Origin of the sequence: Hydrogenophaga bisanensis (assembly GCF_042665135.1) — a bacterium.
GTDB classification, from domain to species: Bacteria; Pseudomonadota; Gammaproteobacteria; order Burkholderiales; family Burkholderiaceae_C; genus Hydrogenophaga; species Hydrogenophaga bisanensis.
In genome coordinates this window covers 1-25,122 of sequence record NZ_JBHTBX010000009.1, presented here as the reverse complement: position 1 = coordinate 25,122, position 25,122 = coordinate 1, and the positions used below count along the sequence as shown (strand labels likewise).

The window sequence follows — 25,122 nt, the reverse complement described above, 5'->3', positions numbered from 1 at the left end:
CCATCGCCTGTCCCTTGGCAGACATCGTGCGCTCACACAGCCGCGTAGATTCAGCCGATGCCCGACCGGAGGGTTCCGGTTTCGGGTTTCACCGAAAGGAGTGCCAGCCACCATGTCATCGTCGACCCATGTGCTTTCAGATCGCCAGCTTCAGGTGCTGGACACCCTGCCGCCCGACCAGCCGGTGGTCATGCTCAACCTGCTGCGCTTCCACGACCAGGCAGCGTATGCCGACACCGACCAGGCCGAGCCCTGCAGTGGTCGCGAGGCCTACAAGCGCTATTCGCAGACCTCGCTGCAGACGATTGCCGCGGTGGGTGGCCGGGTGATCTTTGGCGGCAAGGCGCACGAGGCGCTGATTGCGCCGCAGGGTGAAGGGTGGCATCAGGCCTTTCTGGTGCAGTACCCGTCGCCGGCGGCGTTTCGCGCCATGATGGCGATGCCGCAGTACCAGGCCTGTGTGCATCACCGCACGGCGGCTCTGGCCGACTCGCGGTTGATTCCCCTCTCGGCTTTTCAGGCACTGTCCTGAATCTCAATGGATGGACCGATGGATGAGATGCACGTGCTCGCGACCTCCTGGGAGACCGCCTGGCGCGATCTGGGTCTGCCGATGCCAGACGCCGGTGTGCACCAGCGCCTGCTGACGGCCTACGCCGAGCCGCAGCGGCACTACCACACGCTGCAGCATCTGGGCGAATGCCTGACGCACTTTCAGGCTGTTCGGCATCTGGCCGCGCATCCGGGCGAAGTGGCTCTGGCGCTGTCGTTTCATGACGCGGTCTATGACCCCAAGGGCAAGGACAACGAGGCGTTGAGCGCGCGCTGGGCCGACGAGGTGCTGGCGCAGGCCGGTGCCACCCAGCCCCGTCGTGATCGGGTGCGTGCCTTGATCATGGCCACCTGCCATCAGGCCAACCCGACCGAGGCGGACGCGCAGTTGCTGGTGGACATCGACCTGGCCATCCTCGGGTCAGCGCCCGCGCGGTTTGACGAGTACGACCAGCAGGTTCGCCAGGAATACCGCTGGGTGCCCGGCTTCCTGTACCGCCGCAAGCGCCGCGAGGTGCTCCGGTCCTTTCTGGACCGTCGGCACATCTACAGCACCGAGCGCTTCAGGCAGAGTCATGAAGCGCAGGCCCGCTTGAATCTGACCAGGGCGGTGTCAGGGCGTTGAAACGGCTTTGTCATGCCGTGATGCATGATGCAAACATGCAGGGAGGAACAACGAGCATGAGCGGTTTCAATCACCAGAGCGGCGATTGGGTCGCGGTCGGCGACGCACGGCTGTACGTGGAGCAGGCGGGCGATCCCCACGGCCAGCCTTTGCTGCTGCTGCACGGGGGGCTCGGGAGCCTGGTCGACTTCAATCCCATCCTGGAGCGCCTGCCGTCGAACCTGCGGCTGATCGGGATGGACCTGCGCGGCCATGGCGCCTCGACGCTGGGCACCGCACCGCTGACCTACCGCCGCTATCAGGACGATGTGCTGGCGGTGCTGGACCATCTGGGCATTGCCCGTTGCGCCACCCTGGGTTTCAGTGATGGCGGCATCGTGGGCTACCGGATCGCCGCGCAGGCGCCCGAGCGGGTGCAGGCCCTGATCACGGTGGGGGCCCAGTGGACGCTGGTGCCGGACAGCCCGGTGGCCGGCATGCTGGCGGGCCTGACGCCGCAGTTGTGGGAAGAGATGTTCCCCGGTTCACGGGCGGTCTACGAGGCGCTCAACCCGGCACCTGACTTTGACGCCCTGGTCCAGGCGGTGGTGGGACTGTGGACCGACGCCGGGCCGGACGGATACCCTGGCCTCGCCGTGGCGGAGATTGCTGCACCGACGCTGATCGTGCGCGGTGATGCCGATCCGCTGCTCTCGCTGGAGGAGGCGGTGGCCCTGCAGACGCAGATTGCGGGGGCGCACCTGTTCAATGTGCCTTTTGCCGGCCATGAGGTGCATGTGGATGCGCCGGATCTGTTGATGCCGGCGGTGCAACAGTTTTTGCGCCAGCCCGGCAAGCGGGTGCTGGAGGCATGACATGCGTGGTTGGTTGAAGCTCCTCACCCTGGTGCAGACCATGGTGACTGCGGGCACCCTGTGCGCCAGCGCGGCGGCGGCCGAGGTGACCTTGCGCCTGATCGGGGCCCATGCCGTGCCATCGGGCACCCTGCACGATGGTGTCGAGTTTGGCGGCATTTCCGGCATCGACCGACTGGCCGATGGCCGTTTTGTGGCCATCTCGGACGATCGCGGCGGCGAGCGGGGTGCGCCCCGCTTCTACCGCATGGCGCTGGATGTGGATGCCCGGGGCGTTCATGGCGTACGCATCCTCGGCCACACGTTCATGCAGCGTCCCGAGGGTCAGGGGTTTGCCGCCGACCAGCGCACGGTGGACCCGGAGGACATCCGGGTGGGGCCCAACGGCCACCTCTACTGGAGCAGTGAAGGCATCTGGAGCCTGATCCCGTCGCGGCGCCAGCAGCCTTTTGTGCGCGAGATGCGCCCGGACGGCAGCCATGTGCGCGAATTCAGCCTGCCACCCGCCTACCGGCTGGTGGACAACGCCACCACCGGCGGGCGGGACAACAAGCTGCTCGAAGCCCTGGCCCTGAGCCCGGACGGCGCCACCCTGTATGTGGCCAACGAGGACGCCCTGATCCAGGATGGGCCGGTGGCGACACAGGACCGGGGCAGCCGGTTGCGCGTCACGGCGCTGGACACCGCCAGCGGCAGCGTCACCGGCCAGTACGCCTACGATCTGCCACCGATCCCGGCGATGGGGCTGTCGCGCATCCCCGCCAGTTCTGACAACGGCCTCACCGCCCTGCTGGGCTGGTCGGACAACAGCTTCATCGCCGTCGAGCGCGCCTACGTGCCCGGGGCTGGCAACACCATCCGCCTGGTCCACACCAGCATCCGGCCAGGTCTCACCACCGACGTGCAGACGGTGGAACGTCTGGCAGACGCGGCCGTGGTCCCCATGACCCGCGAGCTGTTGCTGGAGCTGCCACCGGTCTTCCAGGGGGTGTACATGGACAACATCGAGGGCATCAGCTGGGGGCCAACGCTGGACAACGGTCACCGGACGCTGGTGCTGGTGGCAGACAACAACTTCTCGCAGCGGCAGCGCAACCTGTTCATCGTGTTCGAGGTGCATGTACCACCGGCAACGCACTGAACATGGGTGTTGGTCGCTGACCTTCAGAAAAAACCGGAAGATCTTTCTGATTGTGGGGACAGGGGTGCGCCCCCACAATCGCCTTTCCCATCAAGGGGAGTAGTCAACGCGTCGCCGCCCCGCCGGTGATGTCGTCGGGGCTTCCGTCAGTACGCCACCGTCGGGTGGCCGGATCCCCAGGCCTAGCGCCCCGCCAGGCCCTGGCAAGACCTTGGAGGGTGTTCGTCCGTCAACACCATTCCATCAAAAGGTTCTGTTCATGGAAACCATCGCTCCCGCATGGCTGTGGGCCACGTTTGTGGCCTTCGTGCTCGTGGCCCTGTTCGTCGACTTCGTTGTCCTCAAGAAGCAGGGTGCGCACGAGGTGGGCGTCAAGGAAGCCCTCAACTGGTCCATCGCCTGGGTGGCGGTGAGCTTTCTGTTCAACGGCCTGCTGTGGTGGGCCATCAAGGACACCACCGGCTCCACGCAGATCGCCAACGAGAAATCGCTGGAGTTCCTGACCGGCTATCTCATCGAGAAGAGCCTGGCGGTGGACAACATCTTCGTCTTCCTGCTGATCTTCACCTACTTCGCGGTGCCGCCGGCCTTCCAGAAGCGGGTGCTGATGATCGGCATCCTGGGCGCCATCGTGCTGCGCACCATCATGATCCTGGTGGGTGCCTGGTTGCTGGAGCAGTTCCACTGGATCCTGTATGTCTTCGGCGCCTTCCTGATCCTGACCGGCGTGAAGATGTGGTGGGCCGCCGGCAAGGAAGAGAGCCTGGACGACAACCCGGCCCTGAAGCTGCTGCGCAAGCTGATGCCGGTGAGCAAGCACTACGACGGCGAGAAGTTCTTCACCATCGAGAATGGCAAGAAGATCGCCACGCCCCTGCTGATGGTGATCGCCATGGTGGGCCTGACCGACGTGATCTTCGCGGTGGACTCGATCCCGGCCATCTTCGCCATCACCAAGGATCCGTTCATCGTGCTGACCAGCAACGTGTTCGCCATCCTTGGTCTGCGCGCCATGTTCTTCCTGCTGCAGGCCGCGGCCAGCCGCTTCCACCTGCTCAACTACGGTCTGGCGGTGATCCTGGTGTTCATCGGTACCAAGATGATGCTGATCGACATCTTCAAGATCCCGGTGGCGGTGTCGCTGGGCGTGGTGCTCGGCATCCTGGCCATCACCATGATCTGGAGCGCCAAGACCGCGCCGAACACCTGATCATCCGAGCGCTTTCAGTGGCTTGATGGTGGCGATGTGGGGGCACCTTCCAGCGCCCGCACATGGGCCACCATGTTCATGTTCAGCGGGGCGGTGCGCCCCAGTCGGCTGGCCAGGCGGACGATTTCGCCACTGAGGGCGTCGATCTCGGTGGGGCGCCCGGCGGCCAGGTCGTCCGCCATGCTCGATCGCGCCTTCGGGTCGATCTTGAGCATGCGGCTGGCCACCAGCCGGAACAGCGGGGTGGGCAGGCGCAGTACCGCGATCAGCACGTCCCAGGGCAACGGGGTGAGCCGGGCCGGTTCGGTGCCGTCCAGCCGAATCAGGTCCAGCGCTTCGCGCATGAGGTCGGCCAACTGCCGGCGGTGCTTGCTGCTGAGCAACTGCGCGCGCAGCGGCAGGCCCGACAGGGCGTTGACCGGGTTGTTGAGGTTCAGCAGCAGCTTGCCCAGCTGCACCGGCCGCAGGTCGGCGTGCAGGTCCAGGGGCAGGGCGGCGCTCTCGAACAGGTCGGTCAGGGCTTGCAGGCAGGCATGGTTCTGGGCGGCCAGGCGGCCGTCGGTGCCCCGGTGGAAGTGGCCCGGTCCCAGTTCGGTAATGTTGAAGGGGACCATGCCGGCCAGCCAGGTCAGCGTCGGGGCCACACCGGCCGCCTTCACGGCATTGTTCAGGCCGTTCTGCAGGCTCAGCACCGGGGTGCCCGCCGGCAGCTCGCGCGCCAGCTCCCGTGCTGCGTCTTCGGTGGCGCCGCTCTTGACGCACAACAGCACCAGGTCAGGTTGCGCATCGGAGGGCACCTGCAGGTGCAGGCGCAGGACCGATGGCGACAGGTGCTGGTCGCGGCCATCCCGGTCGGTCAGGCGCAGGCCACGGGCATGCAGGTCGCCGATCACCCGGGGGCGCCCGACGAAATGCACCGTGGCGCCGGCCAGCTGCAGGCAGCCACCGACATGGCAGCCGACACTGCCGGCACCCATCACCAGCACATGGGGGACGGCCGTCATGCGCCCTGCGTCCGTCGCGGGGTCTGGCGGGCCACGGGACCGGCCTCGCGGTGGATCTGCTCCTGCAGTGGCCGCCCGCCACCCAGCATGAACCAGACTTCCGCGACCACGAACATCGGGCCGACCAGCAGGCCGCGGATGTCGTCGACAAAGGCGGGCTTGCGGCCTTCCCAGAAGTGGCCGACGAACTGGAAGATCCAGCCCACCACGAAACTCCCCGGCCCGGCCAGCAGCCAGGTCGTGAGGGGGGCCTGACCGAACGGGTGGGCCAGGGCGACGAGGATGCCGGTGGCGGCGATGCTGGACAGGGTGACGGTGGACACCCCCTGCCGGAGGTACCACAGGGCCACGAGCGCCCAGACCACCTGATGGACACCCACCGAGATGCCGCCGACGGGCATCTGCAGGCGCGCCAGCAGCACGCCGATGGCGAAGGCGATCAGGGGAATGCCCACGTAGTGCGTGGCGATGTTGCGCGGATCGCGGTGGTAACGTGCGTACTGGACCAGCAGGCTGGTGGACGGTGTCATGGCTGTCTCCGGGTAGTTATGGGCCGCTAGGATGCCGGCAACAGGACGCATCGTCTGTCAGAATCCCGACAAAGTCGAGTCAATCTTCATGGGCCCTTCGGACGCGCAACTTCCTGTGCCGGCAGCGCTGCTGGCAGCCCTGCAGACCGACGACTGGTTTGCCGGCTGTCCCGCTGCCTTCCAGCAGGCCCTGCGGGAGATGGGGCATCTGCGACGCCTGGCCCCCGGAGAACCCTTGTTTGCCCGGGGCGGGCAGGCCGACGGCCTGTGCTGCGTCACCGCCGGGGCCCTGCGGGTCGGCGCCCATGACATCGAGGGCCAGGCGGCCGTGCTGGCCTATCTGGAGCCGTACCAGTGGTTCGGCGAGATTTCCATGATCGATGGTCTGCCCCGCACCCATGACGCGGTGGCCGAGGTGGCCAGCCAGGTGCTGGTGGTGCCGCGCGAAGGCTTGCTGTCGTGGCTGGAGCGGGAGCCCGGGCACTGGCGCGACATTGCCCGGCTGGCCTGCCGCAAGCTGCGGGTGAGTTTCGTGGTGCTCGAGGAACTGGCCCAGCTGCCGCTGGAGGAGCGCGTGTTGCGCCGCCTGCGCCTGCAGGCCATGGGTTATGGGAGTCGCGACACGGCACGGCGTCGGGTGCGGGTGGCGCAGGAGACCCTGGCCCACATGCTGGGCGTCAGCCGCCAGTCGGTCAACCGCGCGCTCAAGCAGCTGGAAGCGCGCGGTGCCCTGCGTCTGCACTATGGCGAGATCGAGTTGCTCGACCCGATCCGGGGGGCTGGTTGATCAGCGTGGGCGCGTGTCCGGCGTGGGCATCAGGGCGTCGATCTCCTCCTGCATCGACTGCACCAGCTGGCTGTAGATGCGCAGCTTGTGGCCGCTGTCGCGCAGGCGTTCGGCCAGCCGCTGGGCCACGGCGGTCATGAGCTTGGCGGCGGTGGCCGGCTCTTCCAGGATCAGCGCTTCCAGCGCGTCGCGCGTGAGGACGGCGCACTTGACGTCGCTGCTGGCCACGCAGGAAGCAGAGCGTGCTCCGCCGTCGACCAGGGACATTTCGCCGATGAGGCTGCCGGGTCCGAGGACGGTCAGCGTGACCGGCTCGGTGCGCCGCGCCGCAATGGTCTCGACCGTGATTTCGCCATCCAGCACCAGGACCATGAAGCCGGTGTCGGTCGTCTCGCCCTGACGGATGATGGTGGTGCCCGCCGGGTAGCGGTGGGGTTGCATGAAGCCCACCACCGTCATGGCCTCGGCCTCGCCCAGCTGCATCAGGGCGGTGGGCGCGCGCAGCAGGTGAGCCGCTGCATGCGCGCTTTCGGAGCGGTCCACGGCCGCATGGCGCTGCGCCGCCGTGCGGTTCTGCGGGGCATGGCGGTTGCCGATGAACTTGTCGAACAGGGACATGGGGGGTGAGAGCGGTATCCCTTGATTGTGCCTTTCGACGGCGGTTTTGGCGCTGAGGATTTGCACGCGTGTGGCACATGGCTTGCTAACACCCGAACATGAGCCTGAATTTGCCGGCCGCGCTGGACCGCGGCGAACCCCTGACCGCGCCCGCCTGGCGCGAGACGCTGGGGCTGCTGCTGGCGTCCACCGGTGAAGGGGTGTACGGGGTGGACCTGGACGGGCGCTGCGTGTTCATCAACCCGGCGGGTGCGCGGCTGATCGGGTATGAGCCGGCGGAACTGATCGGCTGCAACATGCACGATCTGACCCACCATGCGCGCGCTGACGGCAGCCCGTATCCGGAGGCCGAGTGTCCGATCTTCAACGCCTTTCGCCGTGGTGTGCCTTGCCGCATCGACAGCGAGGTGTTCTGGCGGCGGGACGGTACGGCCATGGCGGTCGAGTACTCGAGCCATCCGATCATCGATGGCGGGCAGGTGCGGGGGGCGGTGGTGACCTTTGTCGACATCACCGAGCGCCGCCGGGCTGCCGACGCCCTGCACCGGGCCAAGGACGAACTCGAGCAGCGGGTGAGGGAGCGCACTGCCGAGCTGGAAACCGCGCTGCACCAGCTGCGCGAGCTGGCCGCCCGCGCCGAGATGGTGCGCGAGGAGGAGCGCACCCGCATCGCCCGCGAGGTGCACGACGAACTGGGCAGCCTGCTGGTGGCCATGAAGATGGACGTCAACTGGCTGGACAGGCGCTTGTCCGAGCAGGCCGCCCGCACCCCGCAGGAGGCCGACGACATGCGCAGCCGCATGCGCTGCAAGTGCCAGAACATGAGTCGCCTGATCGAAACGGCGGTGGACAACGTGGGCAGGATCATCACCGACTTGCGTCCCAGCATCCTGGACCACCAGGGCCTGTGGGCTGCCCTGGAGTGGCAGGCCCAGGAGTTCGCCGCGTCTGCCGAGCTGGCACTGGATTGGTGCATGACGGTGGATGAGGGGCTGGCGCTGCCCGAGCCGATGGCCATGGCCGTGTTCCGCATCTTCCAGGAGATGCTCAGCAACGTGGGACGCCATGCCCGTGCTGCGCACTTGCGCATTGACATCGGCCGCCAGGGCGACGAGCTGCAGATGACCGTGGAGGACGACGGTGTGGGCGCGCCGCCGCAGGCCTTCGAGGCGGCCGATGCCTACGGCATCATGGGCATGCGGGAGCGGGCGCGCCACTTCGGCGGCCGCCTGGACATCGTCAGCACACCGGGCGAAGGCACCCGCATGCGGCTGCGCGTGCAGTTGCCGGTGCCATCGCCCGAAGGAAGCGTCGCATGACGGCGATTCGTGTCCTCATCGGGGATGACCACCGCATCGTGCGCGAGGGACTCAAGCAGGTGCTGGCCGATGCGCCCGAGGTGCAGGTGGTGGCCGAGGCGCCGGACGGCGAGCAGGTGCTGGCCCAGGTGGAGGCCCTGGGCGGTCGCCACGGGCTGGAGCTGGTGTTGCTGGACGTGGCCATGCCCGGGCGGGACGGCATCGACGTGCTGCAGCGCCTGCGCAAGGCCCATCCGACCCTGCCGGTGCTCATGCTCAGCACCTATCCCGAGCGCCAGTACGCGGTGCGGTGCATCCGCATGGGGGCGGCGGGCTATCTGCACAAGAGTGCCGATCCGGACGACATGCTCGCCGCGGTGCGCAAGGTCGCGTCCGGGGGGATGTACGTGACACCCGCCACCGCCGAAGCGCTGGCGTCGGCGGTGGGCCGGAGCGACACGCGCGCCGGGCCGGAGGCCTTGTCGCACCGTGAGCATCAGGTCTACCGGCTGCTCACGCAGGGCCTGACCGTGACCGAAATTGGTGCACAGCTAGGACTGGCGCCCAACACCGTGAGCACCTACCGCGCCCGCATCCTGGAGAAAACCGGCACCAAGAACGATGTGGAGCTGGCGATCTACGCTGAGCGGCACGCCAGACCCGCCGCTTTGTAGGGCCAGCCCTACACGGTGTGGTCATTCCGTCGGTGATTTGCCGGTCGATGTCTGAACTGGCCCACAGCTGGCCCATACCTGGCCCGTTGCTTGCAATGAACACCTCGTCATCAACCAACGAGGTGTGCCATGTCCGAGTTCTTCGATCCCTACAACGCCGACCGTCCCCTGATGATGAAGTGCAGTTGCGGTCGCGACCACACCGTGGCCGATCACCATGCCGAGGTGGCGGCCGATGAGGCGGCGCGCGTGCTGCGCCAGCGCAGCGAGAGCGCCGAGTTCGAGGCTTACAGCAACGAGTTCATCGAAGCGACGCTGGTCAAGGCCATCTTCCCGCACGACGAGCAGCGCCGCCGCTTCCTGCGGGCGGTGGGCAAGAACACGGCCATGGCCGCGATCGCCAGCGTACTGCCGGTGGCCAGCCTGCAGGCGATGGCCCAGGAAAAGCGCACGCTGGAGAAGACCGACCTGAAGATCGGCTTCATCCCGATCACCTGTGCCACGCCGCTGATCATGGCCCACCCGCTGGGCTTCTACAAGAAGGAAGGTCTGAATGTCGAGGTGACCAAGACGGCGGGCTGGGCGCTGATCCGCGACAAGGTGATCAACAAGGAATACGACGCTTCGCACTTCCTCTCGCCCATGCCGCTGGCCATGAGCCTGGGGCTGGGATCCACGGCGGTGCCCACCAACGTGGCGACGATCCAGAACATCAACGGTCAGGCGATCACGATGTCGGTGCGCCACAAGGACAACCGCGATCCGAAGAACTGGAAGGGCTTCAAGTTCGGCATCCCGTTCGAATATTCGATGCACAACTTCCTGCTGCGCTACTTCCTGGCCGAGCACGGCCTGAACCCCGACACCGATGTGCAACTGCGGGTCATCGCGCCACCCGAGATGGTGGCCAACCTGCGCGCCGGCAACATCGACGGCTTCCTGGGTCCGGACCCGTTCAACCAGCGCGCGGTCTATGAAGAGGTGGGCTACATCCACACCCTGACCAAGGACCTGTGGAATGGTCACCCCTGCTGCGCCTTTGGCACCACGGCGGAGTTCATCCAGAAGAACCCGAACACCTTCGCGGCGCTGTACCGATCGGTCCTGACCGCTGCGGCCATGGCGCGCCAGCCCAAAAACCGCGAACTGATCGCCAAGGTAATTGCCCCGGCGCAGTACCTCAACCAGCCCGAGGTGGTGCTGCAGCAGGTGCTGACGGGCAAGTTTGCCGATGGCATGGGCAAGATCCAGAACGTGCCTGACCGCGCGGACTTCGACCCCATGCCCTGGCAGAGCATGGCGGTGTGGATGCTGACCCAGATGCAGCGCTGGGGCTACATCAAGGGCGACGTGAACTACCAGCAGATCGCCGAAAAGGTGTTTCTGATCACCGATGCCCGCAAGCACATGAAGGACCTGGGCCAGGAGTTCAAGGCCGGTCCCGCTTATGCCAAACACACCATCATGGGCAAGGAGTTCGATCCGGCCAAGGCCGCGGCCTATGCCAAGAGCTTTGCCATCAGCAAGGCGGGGTGATGCCATGAAGACCATGGGCAATCTGAACCTGCGCGCGGCGATCGTCTCGCTGCTGCTGCTGGTGTGCGTGATCGGTATCTGGCAGGTCGCCACGTCGACCGGCGGCACGGCGGCGGCCACGGCCTCGCTCAGCGCCGAGGAGATCGAGTACCTCAAGATGATGGGCAAGGACCCCGGGGCCACCAAGAGCGGTGGCTTTCCGGGACCGCTGGAGGTGGCCCGCACCAGCTGGGGCCATCTGTCGGACCCGTTCTATGACAAGGGCCCGAACGACAAGGGCATCGGCATCCAGCTGGCGCACTCGCTGGCCCGGGTGGGGCTGGGCTTCTTCCTGGCCATGCTGGTGGCGATCCCGCTGGGCTTCGTGATCGGCATGTCGCCGCTGATGCAGAAGGCCTTCAATCCCTTCGTGCAGCTGCTCAAGCCCATCAGTCCGCTGGCCTGGATGCCGCTGGCGCTTTACACCCTCAAGGACTCGGACGTCAGCGGCATCTTCGTGATCTTCATCTGCTCGATCTGGCCGATGCTGATCAACACCGCCTTCGGCGTGGCCTCGGTCAAGCGTGACTGGCTCAATGTGGCCGCCACGCTGGAAGTCAATCCGCTGCGCAAGGCCTTTCAGGTGATCCTGCCGGCGGCGGCCCCGACCATCCTGACCGGCATGCGCATCAGCATGGGCATCGCCTGGCTGGTGATCGTGGCGGCCGAGATGCTGGTGGGCGGCACCGGCATCGGCTACTTCGTGTGGAACGAGTGGAACAACCTCTCCATCACCAACGTGATCTTTGCCATCGGGATGATCGGCGTGGTGGGCATGCTGCTCGACCTGATGTTTGCCCAGCTGCAGAAGGTGGTGACCTATGTGGAGTGACGAGTCCCTGCGCGAGAGCGCGTCCCGCGTGGCCCCGGCGGCCACGCCTCCCAACCAGAAGGTGTCACCAATGTCCTCCGGATTCCTGAAGGTCGAACGGCTGGCCAAGGCCTACCAGGCGGCGCGGCCGGTGTTTGCCGACGTGTCTTTCGAGATGTCGCGTGGCGAGTTCGTCTGCATCATCGGTCACAGCGGTTGCGGCAAAACCACCATCCTGAACGTATTGGCCGGTCTGGACACGGCCAGCAGCGGCAACGTGTTCATGGACGGCCGCGAAGTGGCCGGCCCCAGCCTGGAGCGCGGCGTGGTGTTCCAGGGGCATGCCCTGATGCCCTGGCTGACGGTGCGCCAGAACATCGCGTTTGCCGTCAAGTCGCGCTGGCCCGACTGGGGCAAGGAAGAGGTCAAGGCCCAGGTCGAAAAGTACGTGGCCATGGTGGGCCTGTCCCATGCGATCGACAAGAAGCCCAGCGAGCTGTCTGGCGGCATGAAGCAGCGCGTGGGCATTGCCCGGGCCTTCTCGATCCAGCCCAAGATGCTGCTGCTCGATGAGCCTTTCGGTGCGCTGGATGCGCTCACGCGCGGCACGATCCAGGACGAGCTGATGGGCATCGTGCGCCAGACCCAGCAGACCGTGTTCATGATCACGCACGACGTGGACGAGGCCATCCTGCTGGCCGATCGCATCCTGCTCATGAGCAATGGCAGCGACACCGACAGCGGCTACCGGCCGGGCGGCCTGGTCGAGATGGTCAGCAACCCGCTGCCGCGGGAGCGCACGCGCGCCCAGCTGCACCACCTGGACGGCTACTACGAGCTGCGCAACCACATCGTGGATTTCCTGGTCTCCCGGGCGAAGGCCCACTGACCCTTCTTCTTCGTTCCGTTTGTTTCATCACCATTCCCAAGAGGCAACACCATGACCCGACTCGCCGTCACCGAGAAGATCATTTCCACCAAAGTCAGCAAGGGCCTGAGCTGGGCCGATGTGGCCAAGAAGGTGGGCCAGTCCAAGGAATGGACGACGGCTCTCTGCCTGGGCCAGATGACAGCCACCCCCGCCCAGGCCAAGGTGCTGGGCAAGATCTTCGGCCTGAGCGCCGAGGAGCAGAAGTGGCTGATGGTCGTCCCCTACAAGGGCTCTCTGCCCACCAGCGTGCCGACCGACCCGCTGATCTACCGTTTCTACGAGCTGGTCAGTGTGTATGGCACCACTTTCAAGGAACTGATCCACGAGGAGTTCGGTGACGGCATCATGAGCGCGATCGACTTCAAGATGGATCTGCAGCGCCAGCCCGACCCGAACGGCGACCGGGTGAACATCGTGATGTCGGGCAAGTTCCTGCCGTATAAACAGTATTGACCCCCCTGCGCCGCTGACGCGGCTTCCCCCCTGCTGCGCGGGGGGACGCCCCCTGTGGCCGCGCGAAGCCCGTTCCACGGGTGCCCTGGCTTGAAGGCACGTGCATCGTGTTGGTGTCAGCCGGCTGCGCTCTTGGGCAACAGCACCACGCCTGGCAAGTCTTTGAAGTGCGCATCGCAGGTCAGCAGTTCGGCGCCGTGTTTCACTGCCGTGGCGTAGACGATGGCGTCTGCGGTGGCGAGCTTGTGCTGGCGGTGCATGTCGGCTGCGAGCAGGGACGTTGCCGTGTCCAGCGGCTCCACCCGGCATTTCAGTGTGTAGGCGATCACCTGATCGGCTTGCGCTTCGCCCAGTTCGCGCCACAGCCACTTGGACAGCTCCAGCTGAACGATGGTGGGCACGATGCACAGGGACTTCTCGGGAATCTCCTTGGCGAGCCTTCTGCCGACCGCTGAACCCACCAGCCAGTCGATCCAGGCCGAGGTATCGACCACGCGCAAGGGCGCGACCATCAGAAGCGGTCCTTGCGGTCGCGGTAGTTTTCCCTGCGCGCGCCTTTGGCAATGCCGGCCAGTTCTTCCAGCTCGGGCACCGGCATCATCAGAACGCCTTTGTCCTTTGGGATGAACACGAATTCCTGTCCGGCTTCCCAATGCAGTTCCTCGCGGACGGACTTGGGAATGGAGACCTGGAACTTGCTGGAGAGGGTGGCGGTGGCAGGCACGTTCTGGCTCAGTTCTGATCGATGACGATTTGGTAAGAATATCGCAAAACTTCGCTGGAAGGAAGTCGACCCTTGCGGGACAATCCCGACATGCGCATCGAAACCCTGCGCCAGCGCCTGCGTGCGCTGGGCGCCAATCCCCGCCATGAGCAGCGCGTGCTGCGTCTCTGGAGCCAGGCCCTGCCGCAGACCGCGGGCAAGCGCCAGGTCGAGCATTTCCTGCCCGCGCCCCTGGTGGCCGAGCTGCCCGCCATCACCGAAGAACTGGCGGCATTGGCCCGGCTGGAATCCGAGCACCCCGGTGAGGACGGCTCGGCGCGCCTGCTGGTGCGTCTGGGCGATGGGCAGCTGGTCGAGAGCGTGCTGCTGCCGCGCGATGGCCTGTGTGTGTCCACCCAGGTGGGCTGCGCGGTGGGCTGCACCTTCTGCATGACCGGCACCACCGGTCTGATCCGCCAGGTCGGCAGTGCCGAGATCGTGGCGCAGGTGGCGCTGGCCCGCACGAAGCGGCCGGTCAAGAAGGTGGTGTTCATGGGCATGGGCGAGCCGGCCCACAACCTGGACAACGTCATGGAGGCCATCGAGCTGCTGGGCACGGCCGGCAACATCGGCCACAAGAACCTGGTGTTCTCCACCGTGGGCGACCCGCGCGTGTTCGAGACCTTGCCGCGCGGCCCGGTCAAACCGGCGCTGGCGCTGTCGCTGCACACCACCCGGGCCGATCTGCGCGAGCAGCTGCTGCCGCGCGCGCCCCGCCTGACGCCCGAGGAACTGGTCGAGGCGGGCGAGACCTACGCCCGCGCCACCGGCTACCCGATCCAGTACCAGTGGACGTTGCTCGACGGCGTCAACGACAGCGACGACGAGATCGAGGGCATCGTGCGCCTGCTCTCCGGCAGGTACGCCATCCTGAACATGATCCCCTTCAACACGGTCGAGGGCATGCCGTATGTGCGGCCGAGCTGGGAGAAGGCCGCCGACATCGCGCGGCGCCTGCACCGGCGCGGCATCCTGACCAAGCTGCGCCAGTCGGCCGGGCAGGACGTGGATGGCGGTTGCGGGCAGTTGCGGGCACGTGCGCAGAAGCCCGAGCGGCCGGTGCGGCGGGTGATTCCGGTCTCGGTGGTTTGACTCGTCGCGAGCGGCCCCCTGTTCAGGCCGGGCAACAGACAAGCACCTTAAAGCCGTCTTTCATCGAATTGCCAGATATTAAACATTTCTTTAATATCGAGCGCTATTTTGAAAGAAAGCTTTCACATGTCGCGCGTCACCGGCTCCTACGTCACGCTCACCACGCTGGGTGAACCGGTCAGGGCGTTTGTGCCATACCCGTTGCCACCGAGTGCGCCGGAGCTGGCAGACAGCGCCTGGATGGAGCGCAACCGCAGCGCCGAGCTGGCACTGGCGCGCCTGTCGGCGGTGGCAGGGCTGGTCCCGTCTGTGGACTGGTTGCTCTACAGCGCCATTCGCAAGGAGGCCCTGATGACCTCCCAGATCGAGGGCGCGCAGGCCACGCTGACCGACCTGTTCGACCAGGAAGCCGGGCTGGCGGTGAGCAATACCGACGATGTGGAGGAAGTCACCAACTACCTGCGTGCCTTCCGGCTGGTGCAGAGCCAGTTGCGAGACCCGGCGGGTTTGCCGATCAGCGTGCGCCTGTTGTGCGATGCGCATCGCCTGCTGCTCGATGGTGTGCGGGGTAACGGCAAGCAACCGGGTGAATTGCGCCGTTCGCAGAACTGGATCGGCGGTTCGCGCCCGGGCAATGCCGTCTTCGTGCCGCCACCGGCCGAGCAGGTGCCTGCTTTGCTGGCCGATCTGGAGCGCTTCATTCACGCGCCGGCAGGTGATCTTCCGCCCTTGGTCAAGGTGGCGCTGGTGCACGCGCAGTTTGAAACCATTCACCCGTATCTGGACGGTAACGGCCGCATGGGGCGCCTGCTGATTGGCACCCTGCTGGAGCACTGGGGCATGTTGCCCGAGCCGCTGATGTATCTCAGCGGCTACCTCAAGCAGCACCAGAGTGCCTACTACCGTCACCTGTCGGACATTCGCACCACGGGTGACTGGGAGTCATGGGTCGGGTTCTTTCTGGACGGCGTTCAGGCATCGGCAGCGCAGGCCGAGCAGGACATCGTGGCGCTGGCCAGCCTGGTGGCTGCCGATCGCCGGCGCCTGCTGCAACACCCCAAGGCCGGTCCGGCCAGCTACCGCCTGTTCGAGATGCTGCCCACCATGCCCCGCTTTTCGGTGGAGCGGGTGCGCGCAGCGCTGGGCACGAGCTTTCCAACCGCCAGCGCCGCTGTCAGGGTGCTGGAGGAACTGGGCATCGTCACCGAAATGACCGGGCAGAAAAAGAACCGCAGCTTCAGTTACGCCGCGTATGTGGCTCGGCTCAGTCGCTGATGGCTCTTGATCTCCGGCAGAAGCCTTACTCCCGCTCCAGCTCCAGATAGGTGCGGCTGGCGTTGCCCGGGTGCAGCTCGGCGGCGTTGAGCAGGCCCATCCACGGCTTGGCATCAAAGGCCTTGATGGCCGCGCTGATGTCCTGGCCCGCATCCACCGCCTGCTTCATGTGCGTGCGCAGGGTTTTCAGGTAGTCGCGCGTCTGCGCCTGGGCCAGGGGCAGGTCGCACACCTGGCCGTGGCCGGGCACGATGCGCGCAGGCTGCAGGGCCTCCAGCGCGGCAAAGTTCTCCAGCCAGCGGCCGGTGTGGCTGACCGGGATCACGCCCAGCATGCGGTCCACATAGACCACATCGCCGCTGAACACCACGCGCTGCTGCGGCACCCACACCATCACATCGCCGGGCGTGTGCGCACCGCCACGGTGGATGACCTGCACCGAGGTCCCGCCCAGGTTCAGCGTCTCGTCGTTGCCAGACAGCCAGCGCGTGGGCAGGGTGGGCACGGTGCCGTCGAGCTTTTCCTTCAGCTCGGGTTTGAGGGCCGCGATGTGGTCGCCACCCCGCTTCTGCAAATCGGCCTTGGCGTTGGCGTGAGCGATCACCTCCGCCCCTTGCCCGATGAAGTAAGCATTGCCCAGCCAGCGGTGGTCCTGTCCACCGGTGTTGATCACCCACTTCACCGGCTGCTTGGTCACCTGCTTGACCGATTCGTGGATCTTGCGGGCACCTTGAAAGCTCGCGCCGCTGTCGATCAGCAGCGCGCCGTCCGCCGTGACCACCAGACCGATGTTGGCGTTCAGCCCCTCGTTCTCGTAGGTGCGGCCCGACTTTTCGCCGATGAAGGCATACAGGCCAGGGGCGACAGCCTCGAAGCGGACCTCGATGGCGTGGACGAACGAGGAGAGGGTTAGCAGCAGGGCGGCCATCGTTGCGGCCCGAGCGCGGCGGGCTCTGATCTTCAGGGGCATGTCTGTCTCCGGGGATGTCGGTATCCCCCCGGAGTATGCACCCGTTGCTCCGTTCCGCCCAGCGTTCAGCCCGCCAGCGTCATCGGGCAGGACGTGGTCTTCACCCGCACGGTGGCGGGTTTGTGTTCGTAGGGCACCGGGCAATCGTCCAGGCCTGCGCCCCCGCGCCGCGCCACCAGCTTGGCCGCGATGGTGGCGGCCTGGCGCCCGATGGGTTCGATGTAGCGGCTGGCCTGGCCGTGGATGGTGATGCAGTCGCCCAAGGCATGGATGCGCGGGTGGCTGGTGGCCAGGGTGACCGGGTCAACCGCGATGCCCTGGTTCCATGTCAGGCCCGCGCTGCTGGCCAACCGGTTGGGGGTGGTCAGCCCGGTGGCCGCGATTACCTGGTCCACCTGCAGCACCTCGCTGTTGCTCAGGTGCAGACGCTTGTGGCTGCCCGCATCTTCCACCGTCTCGACAGTTTCCACGCCCACACCGCCGATGAAGCGGATGGGCAGATCCTTCCACGCCTGCAGCGCGGTCTGCCCGGCGCCTTGTGCCTGCCAGCGTGCCAGCGGCTCGGGTTGCGGGTCGATCAGGCTGACGCGGCAACCGGCCAGCGCCAGGTCGTTGGCCAGCTCACTGCCGATCAGGCCCGCGCCCACGATGGCCACATGGGGCGACACGCCTTCGGGCCACACACCGGTCTCTGGCAGACCCAGGCTTTCCCGCAGCCGGCGGTAGGCGTCCAGGTGGTTGATGCGCCAGCACAGCTCCGCCGGCAGGCTGGGGGGCAGCGCCACCTGTGCCCCATGCGCCAGCACCAGCTCCGAGAAGGGCAGGGTGCCGCGCGTGGTGCTCAGCGTCAGGGTACGCGGGCAGATGCGGGTGGCCTGCGTCTGGGCCATCAGACGCAGGCCCAGGCGCTCGGCCGCCTGCGCACCGGTCTCGCGCACCAGGCTGCCCAGGGCCAGTTGCTTGGCCAATGCCACCGACAGCAGCGGCTTGTCGTACACGTCGGCCGCGCAGCCGCTGACCAGGGTGATGGGCAGCGCAGCGTCCAGCGCGCGCAGTGCCTCGGCCATGGCCCAGCCGGCGCGCCCGCCACCGACGATCACCACCCCGGGCACTGCCTTGCCAGCCACGCGGGGCGCAGCTGCTGCCGCGCGAGGGGCCGAACCACCTGCAGGTCGAACGGGTGGCGTGTAGGGAGAAAAGTCGGCCTTGGTCACCCGGCACAGCGGGCACTCCCAGTCGTCGGGAATGTCCTCGTACCGGGTGCCTGGTGCCAGCCCGCTGTCCGGGTCGCCTTTGGCCTCGTCGTAGATCCAGCCGCAGGCGTTGCAGATGTACTGGCGGTACGGGATGGCGGGTTCGGCAGCGGGGCTGGACATGGGCGGCTCCAGGGCAGTCTCAGGGTGTCAGGCGGGCAGGGTGTCGGCACACAGGGCCGCCACTTCCTTGCGCAGGTGCTTGATGGCGGGCGTGACGATGGCCACGAACTGCGCCTCGCGCACGCGGCGCTGCACGTCCGAGCTCATCAGGTAGCCGCGCGCGCCCTGGTGCATCAGCGCCGAGTTGGCCGCGCGCAGGCACAGCTCGCCACCGGCCAGGCGGGCGCTCAGCACATCCAGAAAGTACGCGTCCGACGTGTCGTAGGGCGTCTCGGCCAGGCGGGCCACGGTGGCCAGCAGGTCATCGAACTCGGCCTGCAGCTGGTCGGGCCGGTCGTCCAGAAACTGGTTCACATGGCCCAGCTGGTCTTCCACCTTCCACATGCTGTCGATGGCGCCCTGGATGATGCCGGCCGCAATGCCACACTGCAGCAGCACAAAGGCGCCGCGGATACGCCGGATGTAGGGCTTGCACGGGTCGGCCACGATGTCTTCGGCGCCGATCACCAGGTCCTTGCACTGCACGGCGTAGGTGCCTGTGCCCTCCATGCCCGAGAACTTGGGGCAGGCCTTGAGCGTGACACCCGGTGCATCACAGCGCAGCATGAACATCACCTCGCGGCCCGGCTCGCCCTCCACTGTGGCCACTGCGCCAAAGTAATGGTCGGCCGCCAGGTTGCTCACCCATGGCAGCGTGCCGTTGATGCGGTAGCCGCCGTCCACCGGCGTGGCCTTGAGCAGCAGGTTCTCGATCTGCGCAAAGCTCTTCATCGGGTTGGACAGCCCGGTGCCCCCCAGCGTGGCGCCGCTGAGGTGGCGCTGCAGCCGATCGCCATGCAGTGCTTCGTTGTCCGAGGCGTCCATGTACAGCGCCGCCGCCGCCTGGGTCCACATCATGAAGGCGGTGGCGCCGCACACCTTGCCGGCCTCGGCCATGGCCGCAATCGCGTCCATGTAGTTGCCTGGCCGTCCGGGCTGGTCAATGTGCGCGCTCATCGCACCCACCGCGCCCAGCGCATGCAACAGGTCGGCCGGGTAGGCACCTTCGTCGATGGCCTGTGCGCGCTCGGCCAGCGGGCCCTGGGCGATGGCGCGCACGGCGGCCAGCAGGTCTTCGGTGCGGGTGGCGGCGGCCACGTCGGTGGGCATGTCGATGGCGTTCATGATGGGACTCCTCCTGTCGGGCTTCAGGCCATGGAAATGTCGAAAGGAATCGGATTGCGGATGGTGTTGGCCACCGGCGAATAGAAGTTGGCGTGCTGCACGATCTCTTCCAGCACCTCGCGCGGCGCGTCGCCTTCCACCAGCACCTTCACCCGCACCGCCTGAAAGCCCATCTGCGGTGGTGTCATCTCCAGCGCGCCACCGGCGCCCCAGGCGGCGGGGTTGCCGATGTCGCCTTCCAGAAACACCTCCAGCTTGCTCAGCTTCACGCCCTTCCAGGTGGCCACCGCTGTCACGCCCACGGCAATGCAGCCGCCCAGGCCCGAGAGCACGATCTCGCCCGGCGCGGGCGCGGTGTCCTGGCCGAACAGATGCAGAGGCTCGTCCACCACCACGGTGTGCTTCTCGCCCACGTGCGAGATCGAGCGGTACTGCCCCTCCATCACGGTGTGGACCTTGTTGGTGCCGCGGCGGGCCGGGTTGGCCTTGCCGCCGGCAGCGAACTCGGCCAGGCCCTGCGCATCGATGGGGCGCAGGTAGGCTTTGACGGTGGTGACGGGGTCGAGGGTGTCGGTGGTCATGGAAACTCCAGGTTTGAAATGAGAAGAGGTCAGGGAGATCAGGCGGCCAGCGGCAGGGGCGCAGGCGCCACCAGGGTGGGCAGGCCGGATTCGATCGGCAGGCTCGGGTCGCGCGACCACTCGTTCCACGAGCCGAAGTACATGCGCACATCGGTAAAGCCTGCCTGCTTGAGCGCCAGGAAGGTGTTGGACGCGCGCGCGCCCTTGAAGCAGTACAGGTAGACGGTGTCGGTGGGCGCAATGCCGGCGGTGGCGCACTCGGCCTTCACCTCGTCGGGCGACTTGAACACCGGCCCGGTGGGCGACGGCTTCATGAAGCGGTACCACTCGATCCACTTGGCCCCTGGCAGGCGCCCCTTGCGCGGCGCAAAGTCCTTGCCATAGGGGCTGGAACTTTCGCCAATCCACTCGTCCACATCGCGCACGTCCAGCAGCACGGTGCCGGTGCCCAGCGCTGCCTGCACATCGGCCTGCGTCAGCATCACGTCGGCCAGGGGCAGATCAGGGAAGGTGGCGGGGGTGGGCGTGGCGGCCTCGGTGGAGACGGGCAGGCCCGCGGCCTTCCAGGCCGAGAAGCCGCCATTGAGCACCTTGACCTTGGGGTAGCCCAGCCAGGTCAGCAGGTAGTAGCCCCGGCACGACTGGCCGTAGCCGCTGTTCATGGCGTCCTCGTAGAAGACGGCGGTCTCGGCGCCCGACAGGCCGGCATCGCCCAGCGCCTTGGCAAAGGTGGCCTTGAGCTCCTGCAGGCCCTCGGGCGTGGAGGTGGCCAGAAAAGTAAAGATCTCGCGCAGGTTGACCGCGCCGGGCACATGGCCCGCTGCGTAGGTGTCCGCGTCGCGGGTGTCGATGACGACCACGGGGCCGGCGGCCTGCAGCGCGGCCAGCTGGTCCGGAGAAATCAGGGTGGCTTCAATGCTCATGGGGACCTCTGAATCAGGGCAAAGGCAAGATCGCCTGAGCCCTTCATCGCAACCGCCGTGCCAGGGTGGTGGGCGGTTAAGTCGGTGAGCGGAAGTGGTTGATTTGCTTGGATTTTTGCCGGCTGCTGGGGTCTGTGAGGCGGTTGTGTCAGATCACGTCGGCTGACATTGGGTTAACACAATGTCGACACTTTGGCGGACGGCCGATGTGTGCAGTCTGCAGTTGCCGACGTTGGCAATCGGCCAAAGAGCGGGCGAGGTCGGCCTTGTTGGCATCGGAGCCCTTCGTGGTCCGTACTTCATGCCGTGGGCTGTCCCCCTGGGTCGTCCGGTCCGAGGTGTTTGTTCATCGCTCTCCTCGCCGGTACAATTTTGCTGCTCAGCCAGATTCGGCTGGCGTCACTTTTTAGAGGCTGGATGTTGGAGATTGCAGTAGTCCGATAACCTGATCCTGGCACTTGCTGGGCATCCTGGTTATCGCGATCACAAACGATTGGCAGGTCGTTGCTAGACGGTCTGCTGGTTTTTGTTCGTCCGGATTACTGAGCATTGATTTCCAACATGAACACCTCCAAGCTGAAGCAACAGCTTCCCGATACGCGTGCCTGTCATGGCCGCAACTCTCCCCCTGACACTGGCGATGACGCCAAAGAGGCCATCGCCAGAGTAACTGCCGTCGATCGAGGGCAGTACGTCATCACAAATGCGCAGGGCGAAGTACCCGCGAAGCTCACGGGCAGGAACCTCTACATCAGCGAATCGCCTGTTGACCTGCCCTGCGTTGGCGATTGGGTCCGCGTCAGCTATCACGACGCCGGTGCCCATGCGAGCATTCTTGAAGTGCTGCCCCGAACATCGTTTCTTCGACGGAAAAGGCCCGGCAGTGGCATCGGTTTCCAGATGATCGCCGCCAATATCGATGTGGCCTTCATTGTTCAGTCTTGTCACTTTGACTTCAATGTGCGAAGACTCGAGCGCTACCTGGTGATGACGAGCGAAGGGCACATAGAGCCCATCGTGCTGCTCACCAAGATCGATCTGATCCGTCCGGAGGCGCTGGAGCAGCTGATCTCGACGATTCGCGGTGCGGGCATCGGCGCCCGGGTCATCCCGATCAGCAATGTCAGTGGAAGTGGCATCGATCAGCTGCGCGCGCTGATCGAGTCCGGCAAGACCTACTGCCTGCTGGGATCATCAGGGGTGGGCAAGACGACGTTGGTCAATCGCTTGACCGGCCATGCCAGCCGGGCAACCAATGCCGTCAGCCACTCCGGGGAAGGCCGCCACACCACCACCCGGCGGCAACTCGTTGCACTCGAAGGCGGTGGTTTTCTGGTGGACATGCCGGGCATGCGGGAGTTGGGCGTCCTCGGCGTCAGCGAGGGGATCGATGACAGCTTTGCCGACTTGCAGGCGCGTTCATTGAACTGCCACTTCAGCAACTGCACGCATGCCAGCGAACCAGGTTGCGCCATTCGAGACGCCATTGCCAGGAATGAAGTGGATGCGGCTCAGTTTCAGAGCTATCTGAAGCTGAAGAAGGAGTCTGAATATCTCGAGATGACCCATCACGAAAAACGCCAGAAGGACCGGAACTTCGGCAAGCTTGTGCGCTCGGTGATGAAGTCCAAGCGGCGCCAGGATGAGTGAGCCCAATGGCTGAGGGTCAGTTGCCGAATGGCAGCTCCCAGCCTAGACCTGCCTTCCCATTAAAGACGGGCAGGTCTGCAGCGGTTGCCGCCAATCGCTGACGAAGCTTCAATGTCGACTGTGGGAGCAAGAGGGGCACCTGCGCTCTCTCACCCGGGTCTAGGCGAGCAAGTCGGTTCAGATGATTAACAGGCTGCTAGGCGTGAACCCGGTTCGATGTCAACTACGAGTAGACTCCGCCCGTCTTCGACGCTTGCTGACGCTTGATCGGCTAAGTACTGGGAATCCAGATTCAAAGAGAATAGCCACCCATGGGTGCAGAACCACAAACTCGCGAGACTGCCTGGGGCAAGTTCACTACTCCCCTTCGATACCCTGGCGGCAAGGGTCGCCTGGGTCCCTGGATCGCAGAGATCATGCGCCACAACCGTATTTCCGGGGGATGGTACATCGAACCATATGCTGGCGGTGCTGGCGCAGCGCTCTTCCTGTTGACTCAGGGATATGTTGATCACATCGTCATCAATGATGCAGACCCGATCGTGTACGCCTTCTGGAAAGCGGCCACGGAACGTAACGCCGAACTGCTGGCCAAGATTCAGAAGACGCCCGTTACGATGGAAACGTGGCGGCGCCAACGCGAGGTTATCGCTGCTCCTGAGAAACACAATTTGGTCGAGGTGGCATTTGCTACATTCTTCCTGAATCGGACGAATCGCTCGGGAATCCTTTCCGCAGGGGTCATCGGCGGTAAGGCGCAGACTGGCGACTATAAGCTCGACGCGCGCTACAACGTTGCGGACCTGATGTATCGCATCAAGACAATCGGGGCGTACAAAAGTCGCATGACCGTTCTCGGCATTGATGCGCTTGATCTTTTGACCGATGTGGCTCCTGGCTTTCCCAGAGAGTGCTTGGTCTATCTGGATCCACCGTACTACGTAAAGGGAAGTCTTTTGTATCGCAACCACTACGTCCATGAGGACCATGCAGCAATCGCAGAGTGTGTTGCGGATGCAGCCTACCCACTAATCGTCACGTATGACGACTGCTACGAGGTTCGCCAGCTTTACAGCTCGTTCGAATCAACGAACTTCGAACTGCACTACTCAACGCACTCAGCGAGACCGCTCACCAGCGAGATCCTGTTCTATCGGAACATCGAGTTGCCGTCTGCGCCGGCAATGACTCGTGCCACTCACTTGGCCCAGCACGCGCGAACGAAAGGCGCGATAGCCTCCCAAAAAACATTGAGCGCCTGATAGCTGGGGATATGCGTCTCGCGGTGCATCCACTTCTGCAGCGTCTCGATGTGCAGCAATTCGCTGCTGCTGATACCCGGATCGGCTAGACGGCAGACGATGTCACATTCAGACGCATCAAGTAGACCGGCCGATTTCATGTGCTTGGCGCTCTGAAATACGCTCTTACCGAGAGTTTTGCTTGGCAGCGAATGAAGTGACACGTAGTGGGCATCGCTTAGCTCGATTAGATGGCGTAGCAGCATTCCGACAGCCAAAGGGGTGGCATTGGAACCGCGCACCTTGAGCTTGCGGATCTCGGCAACAATGGTAGCCGCTTTGGCTTCTGACGCAGGGATAGAGATGCCGGGAGAATACCTACCGAACAGCCGGTCGCGCTCGCTTGCCGGAATTGTGGGCGTAGGTGCCGCACGCGGAGTCGATGGGCCGGATGGGTCCGGGGCAGACGAACCGCTAGGTGCTGGGTTGGGCGCCGGAAGCGGCGATGTCGGCCCACTGCTAGGGGCGCCTATGGGTGAGCTCGGACTGGGCGCCTCGTCCGAACTAGTCGGTGCCGGTCCAGGCGCCTCAATCAATCCCTGGAGTTGACCCGCTTTCGTGGACGGGTACTGGTTTGATAGTCAAACCGTTTCGGGTGTTGTCTCGGCATGCACACGGGCATCCTCGACGACATCAAACAGGGCTTCGTTACTCCTTTCAAAGTTCAGGGGTGAGAGGTAGCCCAGGCCGCTGTGGCGGCGCCTGGGGTTGTACCAGCCTTCAATCCAGGTGAAGACAGCCATGCGTGCCTGCGCCTTGCTCTGGAAGGTGCTGCGCTCGATGAGTTCGCCTTCCAGGCTGGCAAAGAAGCTCTCGGCCATCGCGTTGTCGTAGGCATCGCCCACCGTTCCCATGGAAGGCCTGACCTGCATCTGCTGGCAGCGCTCGCCAAAGGCAAGGCTGGTGTACTGACTGCCCTGGTCGCTGTGATGAATGACATCCTTGGGCTTGCGCTGCTCCAGCG

At 65.4% G+C, this 25,122-nt stretch carries 27 protein-coding genes; 16 read left to right on the top strand and 11 right to left on the bottom strand.

Annotation, left to right across the window (positions count from 1 at the left end):
* Positions 1-112: 112 nt before the first annotated feature.
* From ACFQNJ_RS13700 to ACFQNJ_RS13680, 5 genes are all read left to right on the top strand, one after another.
* Positions 113-532 carry a DUF1330 domain-containing protein gene (locus ACFQNJ_RS13700; protein WP_382258466.1) on the top strand — a complete coding sequence of 140 codons (420 nt, stop codon included), beginning with the start codon at positions 113-115 and terminating at the stop codon, positions 530-532.
* A gap of 18 nt (positions 533-550) precedes the next feature.
* Complete coding sequence (locus ACFQNJ_RS13695; RefSeq protein ID WP_382258463.1) at positions 551-1,177, top strand: HD domain-containing protein; 627 nt, start codon at positions 551-553, stop codon at positions 1,175-1,177.
* A gap of 56 nt (positions 1,178-1,233) precedes the next feature.
* A complete protein-coding gene (locus ACFQNJ_RS13690) occupies positions 1,234-2,031 on the top strand; it encodes an alpha/beta fold hydrolase (RefSeq protein ID WP_382258460.1) in 798 nt (265 codons plus the stop codon).
* A gap of 1 nt (position 2,032) precedes the next feature.
* Positions 2,033-3,172, top strand: a complete 1,140-nt coding sequence (locus ACFQNJ_RS13685; RefSeq protein WP_382258457.1) for an esterase-like activity of phytase family protein — start codon at positions 2,033-2,035, stop codon at positions 3,170-3,172.
* A gap of 259 nt (positions 3,173-3,431) precedes the next feature.
* On the top strand, positions 3,432-4,382 hold the full coding sequence (locus tag ACFQNJ_RS13680; RefSeq protein ID WP_374639342.1) for a TerC family protein: 951 nt from the start codon (positions 3,432-3,434) through the stop codon (positions 4,380-4,382).
* Positions 4,383-4,396: 14 nt separating this feature from the next.
* Here ACFQNJ_RS13680 and ACFQNJ_RS13675 read toward each other — a convergent pair whose 3' ends face one another.
* Both ACFQNJ_RS13675 and ACFQNJ_RS13670 read right to left on the bottom strand, forming a co-directional pair.
* On the bottom strand, positions 4,397-5,386 hold the full coding sequence (locus ACFQNJ_RS13675) for a 2-dehydropantoate 2-reductase (RefSeq protein WP_382258454.1): 990 nt from the start codon (positions 5,384-5,386) through the stop codon (positions 4,397-4,399).
* Positions 5,383-5,916 (bottom strand): Mpo1 family 2-hydroxy fatty acid dioxygenase, encoded by a 534-nt coding sequence (locus ACFQNJ_RS13670; protein ID WP_382258451.1) that lies wholly within the window; start codon positions 5,914-5,916, stop codon positions 5,383-5,385. Before ACFQNJ_RS13670 ends, ACFQNJ_RS13675 begins: the two co-directional genes overlap by 4 nt.
* An 88-nt stretch (positions 5,917-6,004) precedes the next feature.
* Between ACFQNJ_RS13670 and ACFQNJ_RS13665 the strand changes: the two genes are divergently transcribed.
* Positions 6,005-6,703, top strand: a complete 699-nt coding sequence (locus tag ACFQNJ_RS13665) for a Crp/Fnr family transcriptional regulator (RefSeq protein ID WP_382258448.1) — start codon at positions 6,005-6,007, stop codon at positions 6,701-6,703.
* Here ACFQNJ_RS13665 and ACFQNJ_RS13660 read toward each other — a convergent pair whose 3' ends face one another.
* Positions 6,704-7,321, bottom strand: coding sequence for a cyclic nucleotide-binding domain-containing protein (locus ACFQNJ_RS13660; RefSeq protein ID WP_382258445.1), 618 nt, complete (start codon positions 7,319-7,321; stop codon positions 6,704-6,706).
* 98 nt (positions 7,322-7,419) lie between these two features.
* On the opposite strand from ACFQNJ_RS13660, the gene ACFQNJ_RS13655 reads away from it, so the two are divergent.
* The 6 genes from ACFQNJ_RS13655 to cynS all read left to right on the top strand — a co-directional run bounded on the left by ACFQNJ_RS13655 (position 7,420) and on the right by cynS (position 13,063).
* Entirely contained in the window at positions 7,420-8,640 is a 1,221-nt protein-coding gene (locus tag ACFQNJ_RS13655) for a sensor histidine kinase (RefSeq protein WP_382258442.1), read from the top strand.
* On the top strand, positions 8,637-9,293 hold the full coding sequence (locus ACFQNJ_RS13650) for a response regulator (protein WP_382258439.1): 657 nt from the start codon (positions 8,637-8,639) through the stop codon (positions 9,291-9,293). The genes ACFQNJ_RS13655 and ACFQNJ_RS13650 overlap by 4 nt, the downstream gene beginning before the upstream one ends.
* Before the next feature lie 129 nt (positions 9,294-9,422).
* Positions 9,423-10,829 (top strand): CmpA/NrtA family ABC transporter substrate-binding protein, encoded by a 1,407-nt coding sequence (locus ACFQNJ_RS13645; protein ID WP_382258436.1) that lies wholly within the window; start codon positions 9,423-9,425, stop codon positions 10,827-10,829.
* 4 nt (positions 10,830-10,833) lie between these two features.
* Positions 10,834-11,700 (top strand): nitrate ABC transporter permease, encoded by an 867-nt coding sequence (ntrB, locus tag ACFQNJ_RS13640; protein WP_382258433.1) that lies wholly within the window; start codon positions 10,834-10,836, stop codon positions 11,698-11,700.
* Entirely contained in the window at positions 11,690-12,568 is an 879-nt protein-coding gene (locus ACFQNJ_RS13635; protein WP_382258430.1) for an ABC transporter ATP-binding protein, read from the top strand. Before ntrB ends, ACFQNJ_RS13635 begins: the two co-directional genes overlap by 11 nt.
* A 51-nt stretch (positions 12,569-12,619) precedes the next feature.
* Entirely contained in the window at positions 12,620-13,063 is a 444-nt protein-coding gene (gene cynS, locus ACFQNJ_RS13630; RefSeq protein WP_374639355.1) for a cyanase, read from the top strand.
* 116 nt (positions 13,064-13,179) lie between these two features.
* Here cynS and ACFQNJ_RS13625 read toward each other — a convergent pair whose 3' ends face one another.
* Positions 13,180-13,575: a type II toxin-antitoxin system VapC family toxin gene (locus ACFQNJ_RS13625; protein WP_382258427.1), complete on the bottom strand. Its 396-nt coding sequence runs from the start codon at positions 13,573-13,575 to the stop codon at positions 13,180-13,182.
* Positions 13,575-13,787 carry an AbrB/MazE/SpoVT family DNA-binding domain-containing protein gene (locus ACFQNJ_RS13620; protein WP_374639357.1) on the bottom strand — a complete coding sequence of 71 codons (213 nt, stop codon included), beginning with the start codon at positions 13,785-13,787 and terminating at the stop codon, positions 13,575-13,577. Before ACFQNJ_RS13620 ends, ACFQNJ_RS13625 begins: the two co-directional genes overlap by 1 nt.
* 90 nt (positions 13,788-13,877) lie before the next feature.
* Between ACFQNJ_RS13620 and ACFQNJ_RS13615 the strand changes: the two genes are divergently transcribed.
* The gene (locus tag ACFQNJ_RS13615) at positions 13,878-14,918 is read left to right on the top strand and encodes an RNA methyltransferase (RefSeq protein ID WP_382258424.1); all 1,041 of its coding nucleotides are present in this window, start codon (positions 13,878-13,880) and stop codon (positions 14,916-14,918) included.
* A gap of 126 nt (positions 14,919-15,044) precedes the next feature.
* On the top strand, positions 15,045-16,193 hold the full coding sequence (locus tag ACFQNJ_RS13610) for a Fic family protein (protein WP_382258421.1): 1,149 nt from the start codon (positions 15,045-15,047) through the stop codon (positions 16,191-16,193).
* A 25-nt stretch (positions 16,194-16,218) separates the two neighbouring features.
* Here the strand turns inward: ACFQNJ_RS13610 and ACFQNJ_RS13605 are convergent, their stop codons facing one another.
* The 5 genes from ACFQNJ_RS13605 to ACFQNJ_RS13585 all read right to left on the bottom strand — a co-directional run bounded on the left by ACFQNJ_RS13605 (position 16,219) and on the right by ACFQNJ_RS13585 (position 21,207).
* Positions 16,219-17,163, bottom strand: coding sequence for an MBL fold metallo-hydrolase (locus ACFQNJ_RS13605; RefSeq protein ID WP_382258418.1), 945 nt, complete (start codon positions 17,161-17,163; stop codon positions 16,219-16,221).
* A 65-nt stretch (positions 17,164-17,228) separates the two neighbouring features.
* Positions 17,229-18,539 (bottom strand): FAD-dependent oxidoreductase, encoded by a 1,311-nt coding sequence (locus tag ACFQNJ_RS13600; RefSeq protein WP_382258415.1) that lies wholly within the window; start codon positions 18,537-18,539, stop codon positions 17,229-17,231.
* 27 nt (positions 18,540-18,566) lie between these two features.
* Positions 18,567-19,703 carry an acyl-CoA dehydrogenase family protein gene (locus tag ACFQNJ_RS13595; RefSeq protein WP_382258412.1) on the bottom strand — a complete coding sequence of 379 codons (1,137 nt, stop codon included), beginning with the start codon at positions 19,701-19,703 and terminating at the stop codon, positions 18,567-18,569.
* 23 nt (positions 19,704-19,726) lie between these two features.
* Complete coding sequence (locus tag ACFQNJ_RS13590) at positions 19,727-20,284, bottom strand: OsmC family protein (RefSeq protein ID WP_382258409.1); 558 nt, start codon at positions 20,282-20,284, stop codon at positions 19,727-19,729.
* Positions 20,285-20,322: 38 nt separating this feature from the next.
* A complete protein-coding gene (locus ACFQNJ_RS13585; protein ID WP_382258406.1) occupies positions 20,323-21,207 on the bottom strand; it encodes a sulfurtransferase in 885 nt (294 codons plus the stop codon).
* Positions 21,208-21,768: 561 nt separating this feature from the next.
* On the opposite strand from ACFQNJ_RS13585, the gene rsgA reads away from it, so the two are divergent.
* Positions 21,769-22,857, top strand: coding sequence for a ribosome small subunit-dependent GTPase A (gene rsgA, locus ACFQNJ_RS13580; RefSeq protein ID WP_382258403.1), 1,089 nt, complete (start codon positions 21,769-21,771; stop codon positions 22,855-22,857).
* Between the two features lie 311 nt (positions 22,858-23,168).
* Positions 23,169-24,119 (top strand): DNA adenine methylase, encoded by a 951-nt coding sequence (locus tag ACFQNJ_RS13575; RefSeq protein ID WP_382258400.1) that lies wholly within the window; start codon positions 23,169-23,171, stop codon positions 24,117-24,119.
* 620 nt (positions 24,120-24,739) lie between these two features.
* Here the strand turns inward: ACFQNJ_RS13575 and ACFQNJ_RS13570 are convergent.
* Positions 24,740-25,122, bottom strand: a 383-nt coding sequence (locus tag ACFQNJ_RS13570; protein ID WP_382258397.1) for an integrase core domain-containing protein, incomplete at its 5' end; no start/stop codon positions are given.